Source organism: Nocardia sp. NBC_00511 (assembly GCF_045161165.1).
Taxonomy (GTDB): Bacteria; Actinomycetota; Actinomycetes; order Mycobacteriales; family Mycobacteriaceae; genus Nocardia.
The window spans coordinates 706,758-728,359 of record NZ_CP107849.1; the positions used below are offsets into that span (position 1 = coordinate 706,758).

Sequence of the window (21,602 nt, forward strand, 5' to 3'; positions counted from 1 at the left end):
TCCGCTATGCGGCGGTGGAGGTTCGGTGGGGTGATGAACCGGACGGTACGCCGGTCGGCGTTGTTGTTGTCGGTGGTGGGGGCGGTGATCGGCGGGCTCGCCATCGCCGCGATCAGCTGGTGGGTGCTGTGGCATCTGCTGGGCGCGCGGGCCGAGACGCCGAATCAGGTGGACCTCAGCAAGATCGCGCTCGCGGTGACCGCGGTCGTCGGCGGCGCGGTGCTGCTCGTCGTGGTGTATCGGCGACAGCGCGACCTGGAGCGCGGGCGGTTCGCGGAACTGTTCGGGGCGGCGGCGCGGCAGCTGGGCGATCCGGATCCCGCGGTGCGGATCGCGGGGGTGTACGCCCTGGCCGGAGTCGCCGACGAGTTCGCGATGCCGGTGCGCCGCCAGCAGTGCGTGGACGTGCTCTGCGGGTACCTGCGGCTGCCGTACGTGCCCGACGAGGGCTCCAGCCACCTCGTATCCAAGGCGCAGCGGGTCAAGGACTCCGGAACCTCCGTGGAGCGGGTCTACGCCTACCGCAACAATGATCGGCAGGTGCGGCACACCATCGTGCGGGTGATCGCCGACCGGCTCCGGCCCACGGCCGAAACGCCTTGGTCCGCCTGTGATTTCGATTTCTCCGAAGTGGTGTTCGAGGACGCCGACTTCGCGCGCACCGTGTTCTCCGGCCGCGAGACCCGCTTCTGCGACGCGATCTTCGTGGGCGACCGCACCAGCTTCGCGCACGCCCGTTTCATCGGTGAGCGAATCACCTTCCGCCGCGCCATCTTCCGGGAGGGCGGGCGATTCGATCACGCCGTGTTCGCGCCGGTCGGCCCGGCGGGCACCGGACCGGAGGCCGCGGGCGTCACCTTCACCGACACCGTGTTCGCGGGTCCCACCAGCTTCGAGTCCGCCCAATTCGGCGGGCCGCGTACCGAATTCGTGCGCACCACCTTCGGCGGCGACCGCACCACCTTCGCCAGCGCCCGCTTCGCGTCGGCCGTGACCTCCTTCGAGCGGGCGCTGTTCGACGGCGGCCGGGTTGCCTTCACCGCCGCGACGTTCACCGGCGCGAGCGTGGCCTTCACCGCCACCCGGTTCTATGCCGACGCCTGCGTGTTCGACTGCGCCCAGCTCGGTGGCAACTCGCGCTGGCGGGGTGGCCGCACCCGCGAGATCACCTTCGCCCGAGCCGAATACCAGGGCAAGGTGTCCTTCGTGGACGCGGTCTTCGGTGGCCGCTCGGTCACCTTCACCGGCGGCGACTTCTTCGGCGAGATCGACTTCCAGCGTGCCGCCTTCGATGCCCGCGCCATCACCTTCGACAAGCCCAAGGCCTGGATCGGCGTCCAGGTCGACTGGGACGCCAGCCCGGTCACCAAGCCCGCGAACATCAGTCCGGCGCACTGGCCGCCGGTTCCGGCCGGAGCCACCCCCGAACCCGCGTCCTGACCGTCAGAGTGTTTCCGGATCCACCCCGGGAATCTCTGCGCCGGAAGGGATTCCGGCGTCCCGATAGGCGCGGTAGTACTGCTCCCAGGCCGGGGTCGGACCCGCGTGCGGGCCGTCGTAGGCGCGATCCGCGCTGCGGGCGTCGAGAGCGCCGAGGCACACCTCCCATCCGGCTCCGTTGCGGGCGGCCGCGTCCACCGCCGACAGCACGTTGGTGAGGGTGAACCGGGTGCGCCGCTCGTCGAGGGCCGTCAGTTCGAAGTGCACCTCCTCGGGACCCCAGGTGAACGAGAGTCGCTGTGGCGCCTCGATTTCCAGGACCTTGCCGGTGGTGTCGGCCAGGCTCGGATCGCCGCTGTAGCGGACCGTGCCGCCGGGGGAGAGCTCTATCTCGGCGCGCGAGGGGAACCAGTGCACGAGCTCCTCCGGGTCGGTGACGAACTGCCAGACGCGCTCGATCGGATGGTCGTAGACGCGGGTCAGGCGGACGGCGGGGCGGCCGTCGTCGAGGACGAGGAAGTCTCCGGTCGGGGTGGCGGTCATGGCGGATCAGTCCTTTCGAGGGGGAGCGGTGTCGTCGAGGCGGCGGCCCAGCGCGTCCAGGCTCGCGGTCCACCGGCTGCGGTAGGGGGCGAGCCAGGCGTCGAGTTCCGCCATCGGCGTGGGGTCGAGGGCGTAGACGCGGCGTTGCGCGTCCACGGTGACGCGAACCAGGCCGCAGTCGCGCAGCACCCGCAGGTGTTTGGACGCGCCCGGCTGGCTCAGTCCGCAGGCCTCGGCGATCTCGGTGACCGGGCGCGGTCCGGCCAGCAGCAGCGCGAGGATGGCGCGCCGCTGCGGGTCGGTGAGCGCGGCCCAGAGTGAGGCTTCGGACATGACTCCAATATGCCTAGAGGGTTATATAACTGTCAAGGAATATAGATCGTTTGCCAGCGGCTCGGGGCTGGGATAGTTTGCTGAGCGAACGAGCTCGGACGGGGGATGGGTGCGGTGGGGAGCCACAGCGTCGCGTGGATTGCCGGTGTGGCAGTCGTACTACTGATGTCGGCGGCCATCGTGGGTCTGGCCGCGATGCGCCGGCTGCGGCGCGCGCCCCTCGATCGCACCGGTGCCCGGCCGCGCGCCGGAGTGACTGTGCGGGCGGTCATTTCGACGCTCGCCGTGCTGGGTTGGGTGATCCTGCTGACCGGCGTCGGGTCCGGACTCTCCCCGCTGACCCGCGACACCGTCGCGGGCACGCCCGTCGCGGCCCCGCCCGAACTGATCCAGGCGGGCATGCCGGCCACCTCGGCGAAACCGCACGCCCCGGATCCGCTTGCCGCACTGCGCATCGGCGATTGCGTCGAGGTGCCGATCGAACAGGCCAGCGACCCCACGGGTGCGCCGTCCTGGAAGGCCGGTGCGCCCGACCCCGTGGACTGCACCTCCCTGGACGCGAACTACCGGGTCGTGCAGACCGGCCCCGCCCCGTGCTCCGATCCGCTGTGGCATCTGGAGTCCAGCCGCCACAGCAAGGCGGGCGCGCTCATCTACCACCTGTGCCTGGCCTTCGACTGGCGGACCGGATTCTGTTACGACACAGCGCATCTGGACGAGCCGTCCAAGGTCGACTGCGGCACTCCCGGCGATCACATCGTGCAGGCGACCGCCGTGCTCGAGAACACGGTCGGCGGCGGGTCCTGCCCGCGCGACGGCGCGGGCGCGGTGTGGGTGGTGTGGGACCAGCGCCGCCTGACCGTATGTTTCCGGGGCAGCGACCGGCCCGGACCGTGAAAACCCCGTGCCGCAGTGGAATTCGGCGCGGCACGGGGCTCGGTCGAGTGGTCAGCCGCGACGGCCGACGGTGATCACGTCCGGAATCAGCCACGACGGCAATGGTCGGGAGATCTTGCGCTGATCCATCACTTTGAACCCCGCGTCCTCCAGCAGCTTGCGGGTCTCGCGCGGTGAGGGCGCGTGCGCGGGGAAGCGCGGGCTGCGGGTCAACCGCTGGATCGGACGCGCGGTCGGGCCGGAGGGATGCATGGTCGCGATGGCCACCAGCCCGCCGGGAGCGAGCACCCGGTGGAATTCACGCAGCGCCACCGGATGGTCGAAGAAGTGGAAAGCGCTGGTGGTGACCACCGCGTCGAGTTCGCCGTCGGCGAAGGGGAGGTGTTCGGCGGCCGCGTGCCGCCACTGCACGGCGTCGGAGCGGGTGCCCGCCTGCGCGAGCATCCCGGCCGAGGCGTCCACCCCGTAGACCGCCTCGGGGCGCAGCTCCCGCTGGATGCGGGTGCTGAGAATGCCGGTGCCGCAGCCGATGTCGGCGATGCGCTGCGATCCGGCGGCCCGCAACTCGGCGACCATCTGATCCTGCGGCGGGCGGTAGACGACGTGCTGGAGGGCCGCGGTGTCGTAGGCACGGGCGACGTTGCCCCAGAACTGGGTCACCACATGGTTGAAGGCGCGATTGCCGGTGGTCAGTGATGTGCTCATATGTGCTCCTATCCGACCTCCATCGAAGCAGATTTCGAACTGTCTGGGAAGGTTCGATGGAGTAGCGTCGGGCGCATGAGGATTCGTGGTGCCGTCCTGGAACAGATCGGTGCGCCGACACCGTTCGCGCAGTCTCGGCCGATAGTCGTCAGCGAACTCGATCTGGCCGATCCCGCCCCGGGGGAACTGCTGGTTCGCATCGAGGCGGCGGGCCTGTGCCATTCGGATCTGTCGGTGGTGGACGGCAATCGGGTGCGCCCGGTGCCCATGCTGCTCGGGCACGAGGCGGCGGGCATCGTCGAGGCGGTCGGCTCCGACGACAGCGATATCGCCGTCGGGCAGCGCGTGGTGATGACCTTCCTGCCGCGCTGTGGGCAGTGCGCGGGCTGCGCCACCGACGGCCGCACTCCCTGCGAACCCGGCAGCATGGCCAACAATGCGGGCGAATTGCTCAATGGCGGTAGGCGATTGCTGCGCGACGGCGTGGAAGTCCATCACCACCTGGGTGTTTCGGCCTTCGCCACGCACGCCGTGGTGGATCGGCACTCGGTGGTCCCGGTGGACGCCGACGTACCGCCCGAGGTGGCCGCGATCCTCGGCTGCGCGGTGCTGACCGGTGGTGGGGCACTGCTGAATTCGGCCAAGCCCGGCCCGTCCGACCGGATCATGGTGGTCGGTCTCGGTGGCGTCGGCATGGCCGCCGTGCTGGTGGCCGCGGCACTGCGCGCGGGCGCCGACGGTGAGGTGATCGCCGTCGACACCGTGCCGGAGAAGTTGAAGACCGCCCTCGAACTGGGTGCCACCGCCGCGTACACGCCGCAGGAAGTCGCCGAGCAGAACATCCAGGCCGAGGCCGTGATCGAAGCCGCGGGCAATATCCGCGCCTTCGAAACCGCGGTCGCCGCGACCGCCGCCGGCGGCATCACCGTCACCGTCGGCCTGCCCGCCCCCGACGCCCGAGCCAGCATCTCTCCGCTCGCGCTGGTCGCGCAGGGCCGCGCCATCGTCGGCAGCTACCTGGGTTCGGCCGTGCCCGCCCGCGACATCCCGGAGTTCGTGCGGATGTGGCGGGAGGGCCGACTGCCGGTGGAACGCCTGGTGTCCTCACACATCAAGCTCGAGGACATCAACGCCGCGATGGACGAACTGGCCGCCGGGCACGCCCTGCGGCAGATCGTCGTCCTCGACTGAACGGCAACGAGATCGAGGCGGTCAGCCGACCTTCAGGCTGATCGTCGTGGTCTGCGTTTGCGCGGGCAGCTTGGTGGTGTCGATCGCGAGGATTTCGCCGCTGTCCTGCACGCCGTTGGGGAGTGTCTTGGCCTTCAGACCGAATGGCGGCTTGTCGCCGGTGCTGCCCTGGAGGCCGAAGTCGCTGTCGTTGGAGATGAACAGGGTCTTGCCGCCGTCGGTGGTGGCGACGCCTTCGATCTTGTCGTGGCCGAAGAACTTGCCGTCGGGGTTCAGGCCGTCGAGCAGGCCGCCCAGGTCGAGTTTGCCGGTCTTCGCGACGGGGGTGATCCCGGCCTGCTTCAGGGTCGCGATGCCGTCGGCGGTGGGCACCGCGCCGACCAGGACCTCGAGGGGCTTACCGTCGACGAGCGGGCCCTTGGCCGGATCGTATTGCGCGCCAGGAACGTTCGCCTGCGGGCCGACGTCGGTGGCCGAGCTGATGTTGATGGTCCACAGCTTCTTGTTGGCCTTGGGTGCGAGGTTGCCGTCGCGCTCGTCGACCACGAAGGTGGTGTTGGACAGGGCGGTGATCTCCGAGACCGCCAGCTTCTGCTTGGGGTCCTCGAGGGGGTACACGAATTCCTTGACCGCCTTGGACTTCAGATCGACGGTGACGATCCGGGTCATCGGGGTCTCGCGGGCGTTGGTGACGCCGGGCTCGTTCAGCGCGCTCTGCACGATGCCGACCAGGGTGCTGCCGTCCGGGGTGACGGTGAGGCCCTCCATGCCCTGGTTCGGGGTGCGCAGCGAAATCTCCTGCGGCAGTCCGCGTCCCGGTGCCAGGCGTTCGAGTTCACTGCCCTTGGCGTCGAAATGCACCAGGAACGGGCCGTATTCGTCGGACACCCAGAAGGTGCCGTCGGCCAGCGCCACCAGGCTCTCGCTGTCGAGGCCGTGGTCGGTGGCGGGCAGGACGGTGCCGTTGAGATCCTTCATGGTCTCTCCGGTGGAGGCGGAGGTGTCGACCAGGCCGTTGAACGGCTGCCCGACCGGGTTCTTCAGCAGGATCGTCGATTCCACCACGGCCTTGCCGTCGACCAGCTTGAGCTTGGCGATCTGCGGCGTGAAATCCGGTACCGGGACCAGCTTCTCGTTCTTGCCCGGCCCGTCGACGTTCGGGCCGCGGTCGGTGAGGCCGTAGAACTCGTCGGTGCTGCCGGGCACGGGGGCGAGCGCGGAACCGTAGCCGCTGGCCTGCACGGTGACGCCGCCGAACTGGCCGATGGGCGGAATGTCGGTGGTGTACAGCCGAACCGCGTCGGTGGTGGTGACGGTCAGCGCGTCTGAACCGGTGTATCCGGCGGCCGGGGTGTAGACCAGGGCGCCGTCGATGCGGCGGGTCACGCTGCCGTGCTGCGGGTCCGCGATGGCGACCGCCGTGCGGCCGCCGGTCTTGGCGAGGAGCTGCTCGGGCGTGATGACCAGGGGTTGCCCGGCGGTGGCGGTGAAGTCGGCGGAGTTCGACCCGGCGGAGCAGGCGACGGCGGCGGCGCAGACGGCGGCCGCGACGAGCACGGTGCGGGATGCCGGAGCGAGCACGGCGCGGGTGGGGCGGGGAATTCTCACTGTCGTTGCCTATCGATCGGGTCCGACCTCGCGATGACCGCGTGCTGAACAGTTGCCACCCTATCTGTGAACTTGCTGTGTATCGGCTGGGTATGGTCGGCGACGGTCGTTTCATCCGCCCCCGGACGACCCGATAGGCTCGCCTTATTCGTGTATCGGCCGTATGTGAGGAGACCAGGTGACCACGAACCGGATTCGGGTGGGTGTGCTCGGGGCGCGCGGCAAGGTCGGGCAGGCCATCTGCGCGGGCGTCGAGGCCGCCGACGATCTGGACCTGGTCGCTCAGGTCGACAAGGACGACGCCCTCGAGGCATTCACCGACTCGGGCGCCCAGGTGGTCGTCGACTTCACCCACCCCGACGTCGTGATGCCGAACCTGGAATGGCTGGTGCGCAACGGGATTCACGCCGTCGTCGGCACCACCGGCTTCGACGCCGGACGCCTCGAGCAGGTGCGCGGCTGGCTGGCCGCCAGCCCCGAGACCGGTGTGCTGATCGCCCCCAACTTCGCCATCGGCGCGGTGCTGACCATGCGCTTCGCCGAACAGGCCGCGCGCTGGTTCGATTCGGTCGAGGTCATCGAACTGCATCACCCCAACAAGGCCGACGCCCCCTCCGGCACCGCCTTCCGCACCGCGGGCCTGATCGCCGCGGCGCGCGAGAAGGCCGGGGTGCCCCGCAGCCCCGACGCCACCAGTCAGGAGCTCGAGGGCGCGCGCGGCGCGGACGTCGACGGCGTGCGGGTGCACGCGGTTCGCCTGCGCGGCTTGATCGCTCACCAGGAGGTCCTCTTCGGCACCCAGGGCGAGACCCTCACCATCCGCCACGACTCCATGGACCGCACCTCGTTCGTGCCCGGGGTGCTGCTCGGTGTGCGCAAGACTCCGCTGCGGCCCGGCCTCACCGTCGGCATCGACCCGCTGCTGGACCTGTGAGCACCTCCGGCAACGGATCCGCGGTCGAGCCGAACAATGGCCGCGAGGTGGCCAAGCGCGTCGCGTTCATCGCGGCGCTGGTGCTGGTCCTCGGCTTCTATTTCGTGCTGCTGGGCCGCATCGCGATCAGCCTGATCGCGTCGGGTTCGATCCCGGCCGCGCTGCTCGGCGCGGGTGTGCTGGTGCTGCCGCTGGTCGGCGTGTGGGTGGTGGCTACCAGCGTTCGCGCCGCGTTCGCACATCAGCATCTGGCCCGGCGCATGCACGAGGAAGGCCGCGAGCTCGACGTGTCCGCGCTGCCGCGCCGTGCCTCCGGGCGCATCGAGAAGCCCGCCGCCGACGAGCTTTTCGAGAAGGTCAAGCTGGAATTCGAGGCCGACCCGGACAACTGGCGCTCCAACTATCGCGCCGCCCGCGCCTACGACTACGCGGGCGACCGCACCCGGGCCCGCGAAATGATGAAGCGCGCAGTCGATTTGGAGCGGACCGAGCGCACCGGCAAATAGGGAGCCGTAGCCTCCGTATAACCTGCCGGTAGGTCGAACCCGGAGTAGAGTCCCGCCGGTGAGGTTCATGGTGGGTTATGCGCTGGCAATTGCCTGCGCGACGATGGGGTCGCCTGCGGCGGGATCGCCCGCGGCGCGCGCGGATGCGCCGTCCTGTATCGAATACGACAACGCTTACAAGCTGGAATGGCAGGCCAGCTGGGCGGTTTATCAAGCCGGGCAACAGAATCCGGACGACGGCCGCTCCTCGATCGTGGTGGATCTGCCCATCACCATCGACGCCCCGCTGGACAAGGTCTGGTCGGTGTACTCCGACCTGCAGAACGATCTGGGCCGCCACCCGTTCCTGAAGGGCCTGGTCACCCATCGCACTTGCGACGACGGTGACTTCCAGGTGATCGACTTCACCGCCCTGGAAGACATTCCGATGGGACCGATCACCTATCCCGGCCACACCGAGGCCGAACAGCGCATCAACGAGGCCGAGCACTACTACACCTCGGAGAGCTGGGATCTCCCCAATGTGACCACCCACCAGCTGATCACCTTCACCGACAACGGTGACGGCAGCACCACGGTCAACGAGCACATCACCTTTGTCGCCGACGCGGCGCTGATCCAGTTCACCGCCGACAACGGCGCGGATTCCCATCGCGCCTACCAGAACGCGCTCAAGGCCGATATCGAGAACGGCACGCTCTGAACCGGATTGCCGCGCCCGCGAACCGATTCGCGTGCGGCGCAGCGTGTTCGGCAGCTACTTCCTGACATGACGGTGGCCCGGAACCAGGGAGGTTCCGGGCCACCGTTGTCCCTGCCGGGAAACGATCAGCGTGCGGGATGCACCGTGCGCCAGTGCTCCGCGATGTCGATACGCCGTGCCAGCCAGACCTTTTCGTGCGACTGCACGTAGTCCAGGAAACGCTCGAGCGACTTCGCCCGCGCGGGCTTGCCGATGATCCGGCAGTGCAGCCCGACCGACAGCATCTTCGGCGCGCCCGCCGCGCCCTCGGCGTACAGCACGTCGAAGGCGTCCTTGAGGTAAGAGAAGAACTCCTCGCCGTTGGCGAAACCGGCGGGGGAGGAGAAGCGCATGTCGTTGGTTTCGAGGGTGTACGGCAGCACCAGCTGGTCCTGTTCGCCGACCTTCACCCAGTAGGGCAGGTCGTCGGCGTAGGAATCCGAGTCGTATACGAAGCCGCCGTGCTCCACGACCAGCTCGCGGGTGTTGGGCGAATCACGGCCGGTGTACCAGCCTTTCGGCGCTTCACCGAACAGCTTGGTGATGATGCGCACGGCCTCTTCCATGTGCGCGCGCTCGGTCTCCTTGTCCACCTGCTGATAGGTGAACCAGCGCAGCCCGTGCGAGCAGATGTCGTAGCCCAGCCGCTTGAACGCCGCGACGGCCTCCGGATTGCGCTCGAGCGCGCGCGCCACACCGAATACGGTGAGCGGGATGTCGCGCTGCTCGAAAAGCCGCAGTATCCGCCAGAGTCCGGCCCGCGAGCCGTACTCGTACATGGTCTCGACACTCAGGTGCCGGTTCGGGAAGGCCGCACCGGGCACGATGTCCGGGGTGAGGAACGCCTCGGAGCCCTCGTCGCCGTCGAGCGGGTTGTTCTCGCCGCCCTCTTCGTAATTGAGCACGAAGTTGACGGCGATGTTCGCGTCGCCGGGCCAGTGCGGATGCGGTGGGTTGGGTCCGTAGCCCACCATGTCCCGCGGGTAGTTCAGGTCGAAATCACTCATGCTCGTTCATCTTCCAGCTCGGCACGCAGTCGCGTCCGGGCCTCGTCGGTCAGGGTGCCGAACAGTCGCAGCCGGGCCAGGCCGCCGTCGGGGAAGGCGTCCAGCCGCACCTGCACGACCGCGTCGGCGGCGTCGATCAGGAACCGGTGCCGGGTGTCGGGCTGCAGGCGGGTGCGGCCGAGCAGTTCGACCTCGGTGCCATCGGCGCGAATTCCGGTGAGGGCGCCCGCACCCGGGCTGTTGAACAGGAAGTACGAGGTGTCGATCTCGGCGGCGGTGACGACGCCCTCGGCGGCCAGCTGCACCAGCACCCAGTCGTTGCTGTTCTTGTCGCGGCGGCGCGCGGTCTCCCAGCCGTCGCCCATGCTGCGGGCGCGGCCCGGCATCAGCACGTTCTGCGGGTGTGAGAAGAAGCGGTTGGAGCAGTCGGCGATCAGGCCGCCGTTCTCGATCGCGGCGAGGTCGAACGGGCCCGACTCCAGCCACGCCACATCGGGTTTCGCGACGCCGTGCACCCGCAGTCGCGCGATGCCGCCGTCCGGGAACATGCGCAGTCGCACATGGGTCCAGCGCTTGCCCGACTCCACCGCGAACGGGTTCTCCGAGTCGCCGTTCACCTTGGCGCGCTCCACGATGGTGGTCCAGCCTTCGGCGGCGACCAGCTCGTCGACCGACGGATGTCCCTGCACCGCAATGGCTTCCACCGAAACCTCGGGCGGGTAGTTGCCCTTGAACCAGGCGGTGTCCACGACCACGCCCTCGATCACGCCGGGCACGCCCAGGCGGATGATGGCGGAGTCGCAGTCGTCGCCGGCCGGGTGGCCGCCCTCGTCGTCGCGGCGACGGCGGGTCTCCCAGCCGTCGTACACCTGACCTTTGTGCCCGAAGGTGGCCGGGGAGTACGTGGCCGCCTCCGGGCGGATGAGGTTCTCCCGCTCCGCGAAGGACTCGTCGTTGGCCCACAGCACGGCACCGCCCAGGGTGCGCACGGCCAGGTCGGGGAGCAGCGTGAAATCGGCGTCGCTCATAGCGCGGGGATCTTCCTCTCTCGCAATTGGTGCAGAACTTCGACAGTGGCCTTGGGGGCGATGGCGGTGACCTCGGCGGGATCGAACGCACCGCATTCGAGTCCGCGCAGCACCACCGTCGCCAGCGCCTGTGCGGTGGCGGGCTCGTCCATCACCGCGCCGCCCTGGCGATCCAGGTAGCGGCCGATGCGCGGGGCGGCGACGCCGAGACCCTCGCGGTAGAAGGCGAAGGTGGCCAGCCAGCGGGTCACCAGGTGCCCGGGACCCATGTCCCAGCCCTGGTAGTAGCCGCGCTCCAGCGAGCGGGTGACCAGGCGGAAGTGCCGCGACACCGCCGCGCGCACCTCTTCTTCGGTACCGAGGGGCAGCACCTGGGTGGAGCCGTCGCACACCCACACGCCGGTGGTGGCGGCCGCGGCCTGCATGACCGCCTTGGCGTGGTCGGCGACCGGATGCTCCAGCGACTGGAACTTCGGGGCGATACCGCAGGCGGCACTGTAATCGTAAGTGCCGTAGTGCAATCCGGTGCAGCGTCCGGCCGAGCGCTGGATCAGCTGAGCGACCGCGACGGTGCCGTCGGCGGCGATGACGGCCTGCGGGCTCTCGATCTGCAACTCGAACTTCAGCGACCCGGCCGCCAGGCCGTGCGCGGATTCGATGGCCTCGCACAGGGATACGGTGATGTCGGCCTGCTCGGCGTGCCGGATCTTGGGCACGGTGAACACGAAGCCCTCGGGCACGCCGCCCGCGCCCTCGAGCACCTTCTCCAGGGTGCGCACGGCGCGCGCCCACTCGACGGTGGTCAGGCCCTTCATCCGGATCCCGCGCGAAGACACCTCGGCCGGAAGGGCTTTCAGTACCGCACCGGCCTCGAGCGCGTCGCGGTCCTCGGTCTCGTCGCCGCGAGTGCCGTAGCCGTCCTCGAAGTCCAGGCGCAGGTCCTGGATCGGGCGCTCACGCAGGGTCTCGAAGACCCGGGCGGTGACATCCTCACCGGCGAGCGCGACCAGCAGATCACGCTGGCTCTCGGCGAGTTCCAGTGCGGCCGAACCCCATTGGCGCGGCAGGTCCACCGAGGCGTCCGCACCGGACGCGTAGGCGGTGTGGATCGGCTGACCCGGGCGATCTCCCGGGTAGCGCCGCGCCAGCTCCGCGTCCACAGCCTGCAAACGGGATCCGATCCCGCCCAATGCCTCCGGTGACAGTGTCACGCCTGGGCCTCCTGTTCCTCGATGCCGAAATCGGCGAGCAATCCCACATACGTCTTCGGCAGTGGGGCCGCGAATTCCCCGCGGCCGGACTTACGCAAGTTCATGGTGACCAGCGACTGCACGGTCAGCGTGGCGGCGGCGACACCGTCGACCACGGGCACCCCGGCCTCCTCGGTCAGGTATTCGCACAGATCCGCCATCCCGGCGCAGCCGAGCACCACCGCGTCGGAACCGTCGTGCGCCACGGCTTCCCGGCACGCCTCGGCGATAACCCGGCGGGCCTTGGGGTCCTCGAGTTCGAGCACCGCGATCTCCGCCGCGTGCACGCCCGCGCAGAAGCGTTGCATCCCATAGCGTTCCGCGAGATCCTCGGCGCGACCGGCGGTGCGGGCCAGGCTGGTGACCACGCTGAAACTGCGGCCCAGATGGCTCGCCGCCTGCATGGCCGCCTCCGCGATGCCGATCACCGGTCCGCGCGCCAACTCCCGCGCGGCATCCAGGCCCGGATCGCCGAAACACGCGATCACGTAGCCGTCGACACCCTCGGCCTCACCGCGGGCGATCTCGGCCAGCAGGCCGGGCACCGCGAGCGCCTCGTCGTAGTGGCTCTCGATGGACGCCGGGCCCATCTCGGGGTTGACGGCCTCGATCACCGTGCCGGGCGCGGCGACCGAGCGCGCGCTCTCGGCGATGAGCGCGGTCATGGCCGCGGTGGTGTTGGGATTGATGACCCGGATCCGCATGGCTTCCACGCTATCGAACAGTCAAGGCTGCGGGGTTGCCTGAACCGTATATGTTCGAAAGCGCTGGGCTCACGGCCTATATATCTTCTTCACCTGCGGGTTCCGCGAACAAACCGGTGTCCGTCGGCAGGTGCTCGAGGACGTCGTTCAAGCGCGAGTGATGGCCCTCGGTGGCGGCCAGCAACGCTTCAGCATCCCTCGCGAGGAAGGCTTGCAGCTGCTTGCTGTGGTCGGCGTGCAGCACCACCCGGTCCATGGTCGTCACATGCACCATCGGCTGCACCGGCTCGGTGATGTTCCACGCGTACTCCAGCATGTGCACCACGCGCGGCATGCCCGACGGGCGGACCAGCGCGAGATGGAAGTTGCGGGTCTCACGGTGATAGGCGACCGCGTTCTCGGTGAGCACCGCCTGCTCGAGGCGGGCGTGGATCTCGCGGGCCAGTTCGTGATCGGCCGCGGTGGCGTGATGCACGGCCGCGGCCAGTGCCGCCGACTCGAGCCGCTCGCGCACCACATACAGTTCGCGCAGCTCATCGGAGGTCAGCAGCGTCACCTGGTAGCCGAAGTTCGGTCGATGTTCGACCAGGCCCTCGCCGATCAGCGTCTGCAGCGACTCGCGCACCGGGATGGCGCTCACCGTGAACTCGCGGGCCACCTCGCCGAGCGGCAGGCCGGTGCCCGGCGGCAGGTTGCCCTCCAGGATCAGGCGGCGCAATTCGCCGAGGATCTCCTGTTGGGAGTAGCCGCGGCGGGCATCGAGGGGTGGCGTGAGCTGGGGCAACCGGGGTAGGCGAGGACGAGAGGGCACGCCACGAGCGTAACGGGTCGCACAATCGGCGCGTACACCGTACCCACCGCGGCTCGGTCGTGAGTCAGATCTCGTCGAGGTCATAGCCGAGGACCTTGAGCGAAAGCCGGTGCAGCGTAGTCCTTTCCGCCGGGGTGAGGCGCTCGAACAGGACATCGGTGATTTCGGCGATGCGGGCGTCGGTCTCCTGGCGTGCGCGTTCGCCCGCCGCGGTGATAGCCAGACAGTATTTCCGGCGGTCCTCGGGATCGCGGTTGCGGGTGACGAGCCCGGCCTTCTCCAGGCTGTCGACGAGCCGCACCACCTCGCTGCGGTCGATGGCCAGCGCGTCGGCCATCTCCTGCTGCGACATCTCGTTGTTCTCGGCCAGGTAGGTGAGCACCCAGTGCTCACGCAGTGAGGTGTCGAGCCCGGCGTGCACGGCCTTGTGCAGCTTGCCGAAGACGTAGGTGGGGTGACGCAGCAGACCGCGCGGGTGCTGTTCGCCCGAAGGCCGGTTTTCGCTCACTGGCCGATTCTACCTATTGTTGAGTAACTCAATGATTGATACCGTCTGCAATTGAGTTGCTCATCAACTATCGAAGGAGGGGTCCGATGACGCCACCGCGTTCGGACACCGTCGACACATCCGCTTCCGGGACCACCGCGCCCGCCGCCTCCGACAAGATCCCCGCGCACGTCTGGCGCACCGCCGCCGTCGTCGTATTCGGCGCGGTCATGGGCATGCTGGACACCTCGCTGGTCAATATCGGCCTGCACACCATCGGCGCCGACCTCGGCGCCTCCCTGGCCACCATCCAGTGGGTGGCCAGCGGATACCTGCTCGCCCTTGGGGTTTCGCTCACCATCTGCGGCTGGCTGTCGCGTCGCGTCGGCGTCGGCCGACTCTGGATGGGTGCATTGGTCGCGTTCACCCTCACCTCGGTCGCGTGCGCGTTCGCACCCACCGCGGGCTGGCTGATCGCCACGCGCATCCTGCAGGGACTGGCCGCGGGCCTGATGATTCCGGCCGGGCAGACCATCCTCGGCCAGGCCGCCGGACCGCAGCGCATGGGCCGCGTCATGGGCGTGGTCGGCATCGCCGTGGTCGGCGCACCCGCCATCGGCCCGACCATCGGCGGGCTCATCCTGGCGCACTGGAGTTGGGAGTGGTTGTTCCTCATCAACATTCCGTTCGGCCTCGTCGGCCTGGCCCTGGGCCTGCGCTACCTGCCGCGCGGCGGCGGCGTACCGGTGCAGCCGCTGGATCTGATCAGCCTGGTCCTGGCGGGCGGCGGCGTCTCGGCCGTCGTCTACGGCCTGTCCGAGGTCGGCACCGCCGGATCGGTCACCGCCCTGTCGGTCTGGCTGCCCGTGGTGCTGGGCGTACTCGGCCTGGCCGGATTCCTGCTGCGTTCCCTGCACCGCAGCAAGCCGCTGCTGGACATCCACCTGTTCCGCAACCGGGTCTTCGCCGCCGCCAACGTCGCCAGCTTCTTCGCCGGGGCCGCCATGTTCGGCGTAATGGTGCTGCTGCCCTTGTACTTCCAGGTGCTGCACGGCGCGGGCCTGGTCCGCACCGGCGTGGATCTGTTCGCCTTCGGGCTGGGCGGCATCATCATGCTGCCGCTGGGCGGCCGCCTCACCGACCGCTTCGGCGGCGGCGCGGTAGCCGTGATCGGCAATCTCGCCATCGCCGCGGCGATCGCACCCCTGGCCTTGCTCCCGGTCGACGCCAACGGCCTGCTGATCCAATTCCTGCTCTTCGCAGCGGGTCTGGCCACCGCGGTCGGCGGGATGCCTCTGGTCTCGGCGGCCTACGCCGCCGTCCGCCACGACCAACTCCCCGACGCCGCCGCGTTCGTCAATATCCTGCAGCGCGTCGGCGGCGCGGTCGGCGTCGCCGTGGTGGCCGTAATCCTCTCCCGGGCAACGTCATCCGCCTGGGATCCGATCACCGGCTACCACATCGCCTTCACCGGCATCGCGATGCTGTCGGTGGCGGCCGCGTGCGCTGCCACCGTACTGCGCCGCCATCAGCGGCGACCGGTGCCGAGCGGCGCGGATACCCGGGGGTAGCCAGACGGCGGCCCGGGTGACCAATGGCACTGCCGCCGAATCGAATTGCCGCCGGACAATAGAACGGTGAACGACGACACCGCGTCCCGCAGGAAACGCCTCGAGCGGTTCCTGCGGGATCGTGACGCGCATACCCTCGACCACCCCGGCGGCACCCTGCTCGCCCACCTGAATCGGGTCGCCGACACCCTCGCCGCCTGGGGCGGCGGAGTCGACCTCCAGCTGGCCGGGCTCGCGCACGCCGTATACGGCACCGACGGATTCGGACCACTGCTGGTCGAACTATCCGACCGCCCGACAGTGACAGAGGTGATCGGGGAGCGTGCCGAAGCGCTGGTCTACCTCTACGCCTCCTGCGATCGTGCGGCCACCTACCCGGGCATCGACAACTCGCCGATGATCTTCCGGGATCGCTTCACCGGCAAGGATTTTCAACCAGCAGACGCCGACCTGCGCGCCTTCGTGGAACTCACCGCCGCCAACGAGCTGGATGTCCTGGCCCACAACGCCGAACTCGCGGCCCTGCACGGCGCCGCGCTCCACGGCCTGTTCTCCCGCGCCCGCGCCCACCTCTCACCAGCAGCCTGGCAGGCATGCCAGGCCCAGCTCTCCCGGTAGACTCGCAGGCATGACCGAGCGCAAACCGCCCGGAATGCCGTTCGAATCGTGGATCGACCAACAGGTCCGCGAGGCAACGGAGCGTGGCGAATTCGACGATCTGCCCGGCAAGGGCAAGCCGATCCCGCACGGCGCGGCCGACGAAGACTGGTGGCTGCGCAACTATCTGCAACGCGAGGGTCTGCGCGCCGACGGCCTACTGCCCGAATCCATCGTGCTGCGCCGCGAACGCGAAGACCTACTGAAATCCCTGCCCGACATCCCCACCGAACGGGAAGTCCGCGCCACCGTCTCGAACCTCAACGCGCGCATAGTCGAATGGCTGCGCTTCCCCTCCGGCCCGCAGGTGCCCATCGCGCCGCTACAGGTCGAGGAAGTGGTCGAGACCTGGCGCGGTCAGCGAACCATGGTGCGCGCCAACCGAACTCCCGTTGAGGCCGAGACCCCGCCGCAAGCCGGCACCCACCGGCCTTGGTGGCGTCGCCTGTTCTCCTGACACCGCTCCCCGGCGTGCAGCGTCCGCTGTCGCCGACAGCTCCATGATCTTGGTCAGTGGTTCGGTCACACTGGCAGTCATCGCGATCGACAAGGAGATTCAGGCATGGGCACCGCCGCGGCGACCACACCGACCGAACGGGACATCGAGCACCTGCGCACGGCTGTCGCCGTCGCGGCCCGAGCCCGCGCGCACGGCAACCACCCGTTCGGCGCGCTGCTGACCGGTCCCGACGGCAGCGTGCTGTTCGAGGCCGAGAACACGGTGACCACCGGCCGTGACGCCACCGGGCATGCCGAGACCAACCTGGTCCGCCTGGCCACAGCCGCCCACGATGCCGAATTCCTGCGCGGCTGCACGCTTTACACGAGCACCGAACCCTGTGCCATGTGCTCGGGCGCGATCTACTGGGGCAATATCGGCCGCGTCGTGTACGCGCTCGGCGAAGATCAGCTGCTCGATCTGACCGGTGCCGATCCGGAGAACCCCACCATGGCACTGCCGTGCCGCACCGTCTTCGCCGCCGGGCAGCGCGAACTGCCGGTCGTCGGGCCGGTCGACCTCCCCGAAGCCCGAATCATCCACGAAGGCTTCTGGAGTCGGTAGCCGAAGGACTAGCAGCGGTCGCGAGATCAACACCGGCACCCGACTACCCTCGATCGTGTGCCGACTCTGCTGATCGTCCACCACACCCCGTCGCCGTTCATGCAGGAGATGTTCGAGGCCGTCATAGCCGGGGCGACCGATCCGGAGATCCAGGGCGTGGAGGTGGTGCGCCGCGCGGCACTGGCCTTGACCCCGACCGACGTGCTCGCCGCCGACGGCTTCGTGCTCGGCACGCCCGCCAACCTCGGATATATGAGCGGCGCTCTCAAACACGCCTTCGACACCATCTATTACCCGTGCCTGGATTCGACCCGCGGCCGCCCGTACGGCCTCTACATCCACGGCAATCAGGGCACCGAGGGGGCGCAGCGCAGTGTCGAATCCGTGGTCACGGGGCTCGGCTGGGAGAAGGCGGCTGCGCCGGTGATCGTGTCCGGCCCGCCCACGAAGGGCGATGTCGAGCGCTGCTGGGAGTTGGGGGCGACGGTGGCGGCACAGTTGACGCTTTGAGTTTTCCCCCCGATTTCTGGTGGCTGACACATCGGGGGAGCGGGCGGTCATACTCGGGGGGACGTTCGCGGGGAGCGTCCTCGTGGAGTGTGGGAAGAGGTGACGGCCGCCGTGCAGGCGCAAGAATCGGGGATTCGCCGGATCGGGCTGGTCGAGGACCATGAGTCGGTGGCGATCGGACTGGCGGCCATGCTGGCCCCGGAAGCCGATCTGGAATTGGTGATCACCGCGGGCACCGTGGCCGAATTACTGGCCGGTGCACCGCGATTGGATCTGGTGGTGTTGGATCTGCGGCTCGCCGACGGATCCTCACCGGAGGAGAACGTTCGCGCCCTGCTGGATCGGGGCATCGAGGTGCTGGTGTTCACCGGCGCCGACAACCCGTTCATGGTGCGGGCCGCGGCCCGCGCGGGTGTGCTGGGTGTGGTGCGCAAGTCCGAGGACGCCTCGACCGTGGTCGAGGCCGTACGCCGGGCCGCGCACGGCGAACAGGTGGTGACCACCGACTGGGCCGCCGCCATCGACGGCGACCCGCAACTGTCCAATGTCGGACTGAGCCCGCGTCAGCAGCAGGTGCTGCAGCTCTACGCATCGGGAGAGAAGGCTTCGCGGGTGGCCCGCATGACCGGGCTGTCCGAACAGACCGTCAACGACTATCTGGGTCGCATCCGGCAGAAGTACGCCGACGCCGGTCGCCCCGCCCCGACGAAGACCGACCTGTACAAGCGGGCCGTCGAGGACGGCTGGCTGCCGGTCCCCGAACGGAATCCGCGGGCATGACCGCTACGGGCACCCTGGATCCCGTCGCCGCTGCCCGCACTGTCCCCTCGATCACGCAGTTCGCGCATCGGGTCCGGCGCGGGTGGGTCACCGACGATCTGTCGACCGCCGCCTACGACCGGATCATGCGGCGGCTCGGCATCTCGATCGGCATCGCCGGGGTGATCGTCGGCTGCCTGGAGCTTCCGGAGATCGCCGAGCAGGGCCGCTACGCGCCCGCCTGGTGGACGGTGCTTTCGGTGCTGCTGGCCTTCGGCTGGTATCCGGTGGTGTCGGTGGTGGCCGCGCTCGCCGGGCCGCGCGCGATCCGCTTCGCCTCCGGGTGCGCCGCGGTGAGTTTCCTTGTCGCGCTTGCCCTCGTCCCGTTCGCGCTGACCCTGGATTCGGTCGACGCCGGAACCCTGTGGCTGTATCGGGTGACCGCGCTGGCCGTGACCGCCGCCGTGCTGGCCTTCCCGACCCGCGTCACCGTCGCCTACCTGCTGGTGATGGCGATGGGCGCGTCCCTGGCCAGCGTGTACACCGTCAGTTCGCTGACCCTGCACAACGTGGGCGAGAACTTCCTGCGCTGTGCGGGTCTGGGCGCGCTGTTCGTCTGGTGCGGTGTCGCCGCGACCGGCGCCGCGGCCCGAGTGGACCGGGAATCCGCGATCGCCAGCCGCCGCGCCGCCGCACAGGCCGCCGCGCTCGCGCGGGATCGCGAACGCAGCCGCTTCGCCGCGCTCATTCACGACGCGGTGCTCTCGACGCTGCTGGAGGCCTCGCGCACCGGCACCGAATCCGCTGTGCTGCAACGTCAAGCCGAACGCACCATCGAGCAGCTCGACGAATGTCACGGCGAGCAGCGCGATCCCGATCTGCTCGACGCGCGCTCCGCGGTGCTGTTCCTGCGAATGGCGGTGCAGGAGATCAATCCCAGCGTGCGGTTCGCCACCCGCACCTGGCCCGGTTTCGACGATCTGCGCATGCCGGTGCATTCGGCGAGCACCATCGCGGCCGCGCTGTCGGAGGCGCTGCGCAACAGCCTGCGGCATGCCTCGGTGCCCGGCCGCGAGGTGCGCCGCAGCGTCACCGCGACGGTCAGCGCGGGCAGTATCCGCATCGTATTCGCCGATGACGGTGCGGGTTTCGACCTGGCCGCCGTCTCCGCCGACCGGCTCGGCATCTCGATGAGCATTCTCGGTCGCATGCGCCAACTGGCGGGCGGTTCGGCGTTCGTGGAGTCGCAGCAGGGTGAGGGCACCACGGTGACACTGGTCTGGGGTGGCGATGGCTCACGCTGACCTGTCCGCCGAAATGGACGCCCGCTTCGAACTGCGTGACCTGCTGGGTCTGCGCGGCAGTGCCGCCTGGCTGTTCCTGCTCATCCTCGAAGCCGTGATCACGCTGTACATGCTGCGTAATTTCGGTGAGTCCCCGCTGTGGGCGGCGCTGGCGGGTCTGGGCTTGATGCTCAGCGCGGGCGCGGTGGTGACGGCGGTCCCGGTGGATCCGCTGCCGGTCCCGGTCGCGCTGTACGCGGCCGCGGCGCCGGCGCTGGCGACAGCGCTGACGGTGATGACCCCGGTCGCGGATACCGCGAACCAGACGCTGTGGTCGGCGTTCGCGTCCTCCTATGTACTCGCGGTCCTGGTGCTGCGCGGCCGGATTCGCACGGCCTGGGTCGGCGTGATCGCGGTCGCGGCGGTGCTGGTCGTGCTCGGCATCGGTGGCGGGCATCTGCAACCCGCGACCGTGATCGGGTCGATGGTGCCGGTCGGCACGGTCACCGCGATCTCCGTGTTCACCGCGGTCATGCGCCCGCTACAGCGGTCGCTGCGGATCCTGCGCGAGGACGGCATGATGCGGGCCGCGGCCGAGGCCACCATGGCCGCGGCCGACGGGGAACGCAGTCGGCAGCTGGCCCGCCTGGACCGGGTGGCGCGCTCGATCCTGGAGCGCATCGCCGACGGCGCGGAACTCTCCGCCGCCGAGCGTGAGGAATGTCGCCTGCTGGAAGCCGAACTGCGCGACGGCCTGCGGGCGCCGCAGCTGGTGACCGATGAACTCAGCGGTGCGGCCCGCGGTGCGCGGGGCCGGGGCGTGGAGGTGGTGCTGCTCGACGACGGCGGCTTCGCGGGCGTCCCCGAGTGGATCCGCAAGCGCGTGATCGACGCGGCCACAAAGGAATTGGATGCGGCCAACGCCGGTTCGGTGACGGTGCGGGTGCTGCCGCTGGGGCGTCCGGTGCTGGCCACCGTGGTGGCGCCGGCGCATGATCGCCGCACCGAGATCGACACCGACGGCCGCGTCACCGTCATCGATTGAGCGCCGGATCGATTCAGCGCTAGGGGGTCTCGTCCTCCGACCGTTTCGGGTTCTCGCCCGGACGCTGCGAGTAGTCCCAGCGTCCGGGCCCACCCTTCTTCATCTGATCGCGCAGCGCCGACTGCACGGTCCCGGCCAGCCACGAGTTGAGCGACTGATTGCTCTGTGCCGCGGCGTCTTCCGCGCGCGACTTGAGCTGCTCGACCAGGCGCAGCGTGACGCGGCTGATATCGCCGGTCATGTCCTCGAAGCTGGGGTGCTCGTTCTCGGTGGCAGCCGTGGTCTTGCGCACGTCGACGTGGGCGTCGGTGCCGTTCAGGGCGATGTGCACGGTGCTGTCGGGCAGGCCCGCGCTGACCTCGGCGGCCAGGTCGGACAGTGCGGCCAGCAGCACCAGGCGGGCGGAGTTCTCGGTGGCGGCGGCCAAAGCGGCGGCCGTGGACTGGGTCTTCTCATCGCCGAGGGCGGCCGCGGCGATGAGGTTCTCGCGGAGTTGAGCGGTGTAGCGGTTGAGATCCATGACACCAG

Annotated in this window: 25 protein-coding genes; 14 read left to right on the top strand and 11 right to left on the bottom strand. The window is 69.3% G+C overall.

The annotated features are described in order from the left end of the window. The first annotated feature begins 33 nt into the window (after nucleotides 1-33). On the top strand, nucleotides 34-1,440 hold the full coding sequence (locus OG300_RS03335; protein WP_405491995.1) for a pentapeptide repeat-containing protein: 1,407 nt from the start codon (nucleotides 34-36) through the stop codon (nucleotides 1,438-1,440). Nucleotides 1,441-1,443: 3 nt separating this feature from the next. Here OG300_RS03335 and OG300_RS03340 read toward each other — a convergent pair whose 3' ends face one another. Both OG300_RS03340 and OG300_RS03345 read right to left on the bottom strand, forming a co-directional pair. Beyond that, on the bottom strand, nucleotides 1,444-1,983 hold the full coding sequence (locus tag OG300_RS03340) for an SRPBCC family protein (protein WP_405491997.1): 540 nt from the start codon (nucleotides 1,981-1,983) through the stop codon (nucleotides 1,444-1,446). A gap of 6 nt (nucleotides 1,984-1,989) precedes the next feature. Beyond that, nucleotides 1,990-2,316 carry an ArsR/SmtB family transcription factor gene (locus OG300_RS03345; RefSeq protein WP_405491999.1) on the bottom strand — a complete coding sequence of 109 codons (327 nt, stop codon included), beginning with the start codon at nucleotides 2,314-2,316 and terminating at the stop codon, nucleotides 1,990-1,992. Nucleotides 2,317-2,463: 147 nt separating this feature from the next. Between OG300_RS03345 and OG300_RS03350 the strand changes: the two genes are divergently transcribed. Then, nucleotides 2,464-3,213 carry a hypothetical protein gene (locus OG300_RS03350; RefSeq protein ID WP_405492001.1) on the top strand — a complete coding sequence of 250 codons (750 nt, stop codon included), beginning with the start codon at nucleotides 2,464-2,466 and terminating at the stop codon, nucleotides 3,211-3,213. 51 nt (nucleotides 3,214-3,264) lie between these two features. On the opposite strand, the gene OG300_RS03355 is transcribed toward OG300_RS03350, so the two are convergent. After that, a complete protein-coding gene (locus OG300_RS03355; RefSeq protein WP_405492003.1) occupies nucleotides 3,265-3,918 on the bottom strand; it encodes a class I SAM-dependent methyltransferase in 654 nt (217 codons plus the stop codon). Between the two features lie 75 nt (nucleotides 3,919-3,993). On the opposite strand from OG300_RS03355, the gene OG300_RS03360 reads away from it, so the two are divergent. Then, entirely contained in the window at nucleotides 3,994-5,109 is a 1,116-nt protein-coding gene (locus OG300_RS03360; RefSeq protein ID WP_405492005.1) for an alcohol dehydrogenase catalytic domain-containing protein, read from the top strand. A gap of 21 nt (nucleotides 5,110-5,130) precedes the next feature. Here OG300_RS03360 and OG300_RS03365 read toward each other — a convergent pair whose 3' ends face one another. After that, nucleotides 5,131-6,717, bottom strand: a complete 1,587-nt coding sequence (locus OG300_RS03365; RefSeq protein WP_405492007.1) for an esterase-like activity of phytase family protein — start codon at nucleotides 6,715-6,717, stop codon at nucleotides 5,131-5,133. Between the two features lie 178 nt (nucleotides 6,718-6,895). Between OG300_RS03365 and dapB the strand changes: the two genes are divergently transcribed. The 3 genes from dapB to OG300_RS03380 all read left to right on the top strand — a co-directional run bounded on the left by dapB (nucleotide 6,896) and on the right by OG300_RS03380 (nucleotide 8,860). Next, nucleotides 6,896-7,651 (top strand): 4-hydroxy-tetrahydrodipicolinate reductase, encoded by a 756-nt coding sequence (dapB, locus tag OG300_RS03370; protein WP_405492009.1) that lies wholly within the window; start codon nucleotides 6,896-6,898, stop codon nucleotides 7,649-7,651. Next, nucleotides 7,648-8,157 (top strand): hypothetical protein, encoded by a 510-nt coding sequence (locus tag OG300_RS03375; protein WP_405492011.1) that lies wholly within the window; start codon nucleotides 7,648-7,650, stop codon nucleotides 8,155-8,157. Before dapB ends, OG300_RS03375 begins: the two co-directional genes overlap by 4 nt. A 67-nt stretch (nucleotides 8,158-8,224) precedes the next feature. After that, nucleotides 8,225-8,860, top strand: coding sequence for a hypothetical protein (locus tag OG300_RS03380; protein WP_405498457.1), 636 nt, complete (start codon nucleotides 8,225-8,227; stop codon nucleotides 8,858-8,860). Nucleotides 8,861-8,985: 125 nt separating this feature from the next. On the opposite strand, the gene puuE is transcribed toward OG300_RS03380, so the two are convergent. From puuE to OG300_RS03410, 6 genes are all read right to left on the bottom strand, one after another. Further along, nucleotides 8,986-9,906 (bottom strand): allantoinase PuuE, encoded by a 921-nt coding sequence (puuE, locus tag OG300_RS03385; protein ID WP_405492013.1) that lies wholly within the window; start codon nucleotides 9,904-9,906, stop codon nucleotides 8,986-8,988. Continuing rightward, on the bottom strand, nucleotides 9,903-10,934 hold the full coding sequence (gene alc, locus OG300_RS03390) for an allantoicase (RefSeq protein WP_405492015.1): 1,032 nt from the start codon (nucleotides 10,932-10,934) through the stop codon (nucleotides 9,903-9,905). The genes puuE and alc overlap by 4 nt, the downstream gene beginning before the upstream one ends. Further along, a complete protein-coding gene (locus tag OG300_RS03395; protein WP_405492017.1) occupies nucleotides 10,931-12,145 on the bottom strand; it encodes a DUF6986 family protein in 1,215 nt (404 codons plus the stop codon). The genes alc and OG300_RS03395 overlap by 4 nt, the downstream gene beginning before the upstream one ends. Beyond that, entirely contained in the window at nucleotides 12,142-12,888 is a 747-nt protein-coding gene (locus OG300_RS03400; RefSeq protein WP_405492019.1) for an aspartate/glutamate racemase family protein, read from the bottom strand. Before OG300_RS03400 ends, OG300_RS03395 begins: the two co-directional genes overlap by 4 nt. 76 nt (nucleotides 12,889-12,964) lie before the next feature. Beyond that, nucleotides 12,965-13,699: a GntR family transcriptional regulator gene (locus tag OG300_RS03405; RefSeq protein WP_405492021.1), complete on the bottom strand. Its 735-nt coding sequence runs from the start codon at nucleotides 13,697-13,699 to the stop codon at nucleotides 12,965-12,967. Between the two features lie 64 nt (nucleotides 13,700-13,763). Beyond that, complete coding sequence (locus OG300_RS03410; protein ID WP_405492023.1) at nucleotides 13,764-14,207, bottom strand: MarR family winged helix-turn-helix transcriptional regulator; 444 nt, start codon at nucleotides 14,205-14,207, stop codon at nucleotides 13,764-13,766. Nucleotides 14,208-14,293: 86 nt separating this feature from the next. Between OG300_RS03410 and OG300_RS03415 the strand changes: the two genes are divergently transcribed. From OG300_RS03415 to OG300_RS03450, 8 genes are all read left to right on the top strand, one after another. After that, a complete protein-coding gene (locus tag OG300_RS03415; protein WP_405492025.1) occupies nucleotides 14,294-15,757 on the top strand; it encodes a DHA2 family efflux MFS transporter permease subunit in 1,464 nt (487 codons plus the stop codon). Between the two features lie 66 nt (nucleotides 15,758-15,823). Further along, nucleotides 15,824-16,375, top strand: coding sequence for a DUF6817 domain-containing protein (locus OG300_RS03420; protein WP_405492027.1), 552 nt, complete (start codon nucleotides 15,824-15,826; stop codon nucleotides 16,373-16,375). Between the two features lie 10 nt (nucleotides 16,376-16,385). Then, on the top strand, nucleotides 16,386-16,871 hold the full coding sequence (locus OG300_RS03425; RefSeq protein ID WP_405492029.1) for a DUF1992 domain-containing protein: 486 nt from the start codon (nucleotides 16,386-16,388) through the stop codon (nucleotides 16,869-16,871). A gap of 105 nt (nucleotides 16,872-16,976) precedes the next feature. Then, on the top strand, nucleotides 16,977-17,477 hold the full coding sequence (locus OG300_RS03430) for a nucleoside deaminase (RefSeq protein ID WP_405492031.1): 501 nt from the start codon (nucleotides 16,977-16,979) through the stop codon (nucleotides 17,475-17,477). Between the two features lie 57 nt (nucleotides 17,478-17,534). Then, entirely contained in the window at nucleotides 17,535-17,987 is a 453-nt protein-coding gene (locus tag OG300_RS03435; RefSeq protein WP_405492033.1) for a flavodoxin family protein, read from the top strand. A 111-nt stretch (nucleotides 17,988-18,098) separates the two neighbouring features. Further along, nucleotides 18,099-18,767: a LuxR C-terminal-related transcriptional regulator gene (locus OG300_RS03440; RefSeq protein ID WP_405492035.1), complete on the top strand. Its 669-nt coding sequence runs from the start codon at nucleotides 18,099-18,101 to the stop codon at nucleotides 18,765-18,767. Continuing rightward, nucleotides 18,764-20,050 carry a sensor histidine kinase gene (locus OG300_RS03445; protein WP_405492037.1) on the top strand — a complete coding sequence of 429 codons (1,287 nt, stop codon included), beginning with the start codon at nucleotides 18,764-18,766 and terminating at the stop codon, nucleotides 20,048-20,050. The genes OG300_RS03440 and OG300_RS03445 overlap by 4 nt, the downstream gene beginning before the upstream one ends. After that, entirely contained in the window at nucleotides 20,037-21,074 is a 1,038-nt protein-coding gene (locus OG300_RS03450; RefSeq protein WP_405492039.1) for a hypothetical protein, read from the top strand. The genes OG300_RS03445 and OG300_RS03450 overlap by 14 nt, the downstream gene beginning before the upstream one ends. A 19-nt stretch (nucleotides 21,075-21,093) precedes the next feature. On the opposite strand, the gene OG300_RS03455 is transcribed toward OG300_RS03450, so the two are convergent. Further along, a complete protein-coding gene (locus OG300_RS03455; protein WP_405492041.1) occupies nucleotides 21,094-21,594 on the bottom strand; it encodes a hypothetical protein in 501 nt (166 codons plus the stop codon). Nucleotides 21,595-21,602 lie beyond the last annotated feature (8 nt).

Coding starts and splice junctions, on each gene's coding strand:
- OG300_RS03445 (WP_405492037.1), top strand. CDS start 18,764: ATGACCGCTACGGGCACCCTGGATCCCGTCGCCGCTGCCCGCACTGTC.
- OG300_RS03340 (WP_405491997.1), bottom strand. CDS start 1,983: ATGACCGCCACCCCGACCGGAGACTTCCTCGTCCTCGACGACGGCCGC.
- OG300_RS03380 (WP_405498457.1), top strand. CDS start 8,225: ATGGTGGGTTATGCGCTGGCAATTGCCTGCGCGACGATGGGGTCGCCT.
- OG300_RS03415 (WP_405492025.1), top strand. CDS start 14,294: ATGACGCCACCGCGTTCGGACACCGTCGACACATCCGCTTCCGGGACC.
- OG300_RS03400 (WP_405492019.1), bottom strand. CDS start 12,888: ATGCGGATCCGGGTCATCAATCCCAACACCACCGCGGCCATGACCGCG.
- OG300_RS03455 (WP_405492041.1), bottom strand. CDS start 21,594: ATGGATCTCAACCGCTACACCGCTCAACTCCGCGAGAACCTCATCGCC.
- OG300_RS03335 (WP_405491995.1), top strand. CDS start 34: ATGAACCGGACGGTACGCCGGTCGGCGTTGTTGTTGTCGGTGGTGGGG.
- OG300_RS03450 (WP_405492039.1), top strand. CDS start 20,037: ATGGCTCACGCTGACCTGTCCGCCGAAATGGACGCCCGCTTCGAACTG.
- alc (WP_405492015.1), bottom strand. CDS start 10,934: ATGAGCGACGCCGATTTCACGCTGCTCCCCGACCTGGCCGTGCGCACC.
- OG300_RS03360 (WP_405492005.1), top strand. CDS start 3,994: ATGAGGATTCGTGGTGCCGTCCTGGAACAGATCGGTGCGCCGACACCG.
- OG300_RS03430 (WP_405492031.1), top strand. CDS start 16,977: ATGGGCACCGCCGCGGCGACCACACCGACCGAACGGGACATCGAGCAC.
- OG300_RS03425 (WP_405492029.1), top strand. CDS start 16,386: ATGACCGAGCGCAAACCGCCCGGAATGCCGTTCGAATCGTGGATCGAC.
- OG300_RS03345 (WP_405491999.1), bottom strand. CDS start 2,316: ATGTCCGAAGCCTCACTCTGGGCCGCGCTCACCGACCCGCAGCGGCGC.
- puuE (WP_405492013.1), bottom strand. CDS start 9,906: ATGAGTGATTTCGACCTGAACTACCCGCGGGACATGGTGGGCTACGGA.
- OG300_RS03355 (WP_405492003.1), bottom strand. CDS start 3,918: ATGAGCACATCACTGACCACCGGCAATCGCGCCTTCAACCATGTGGTG.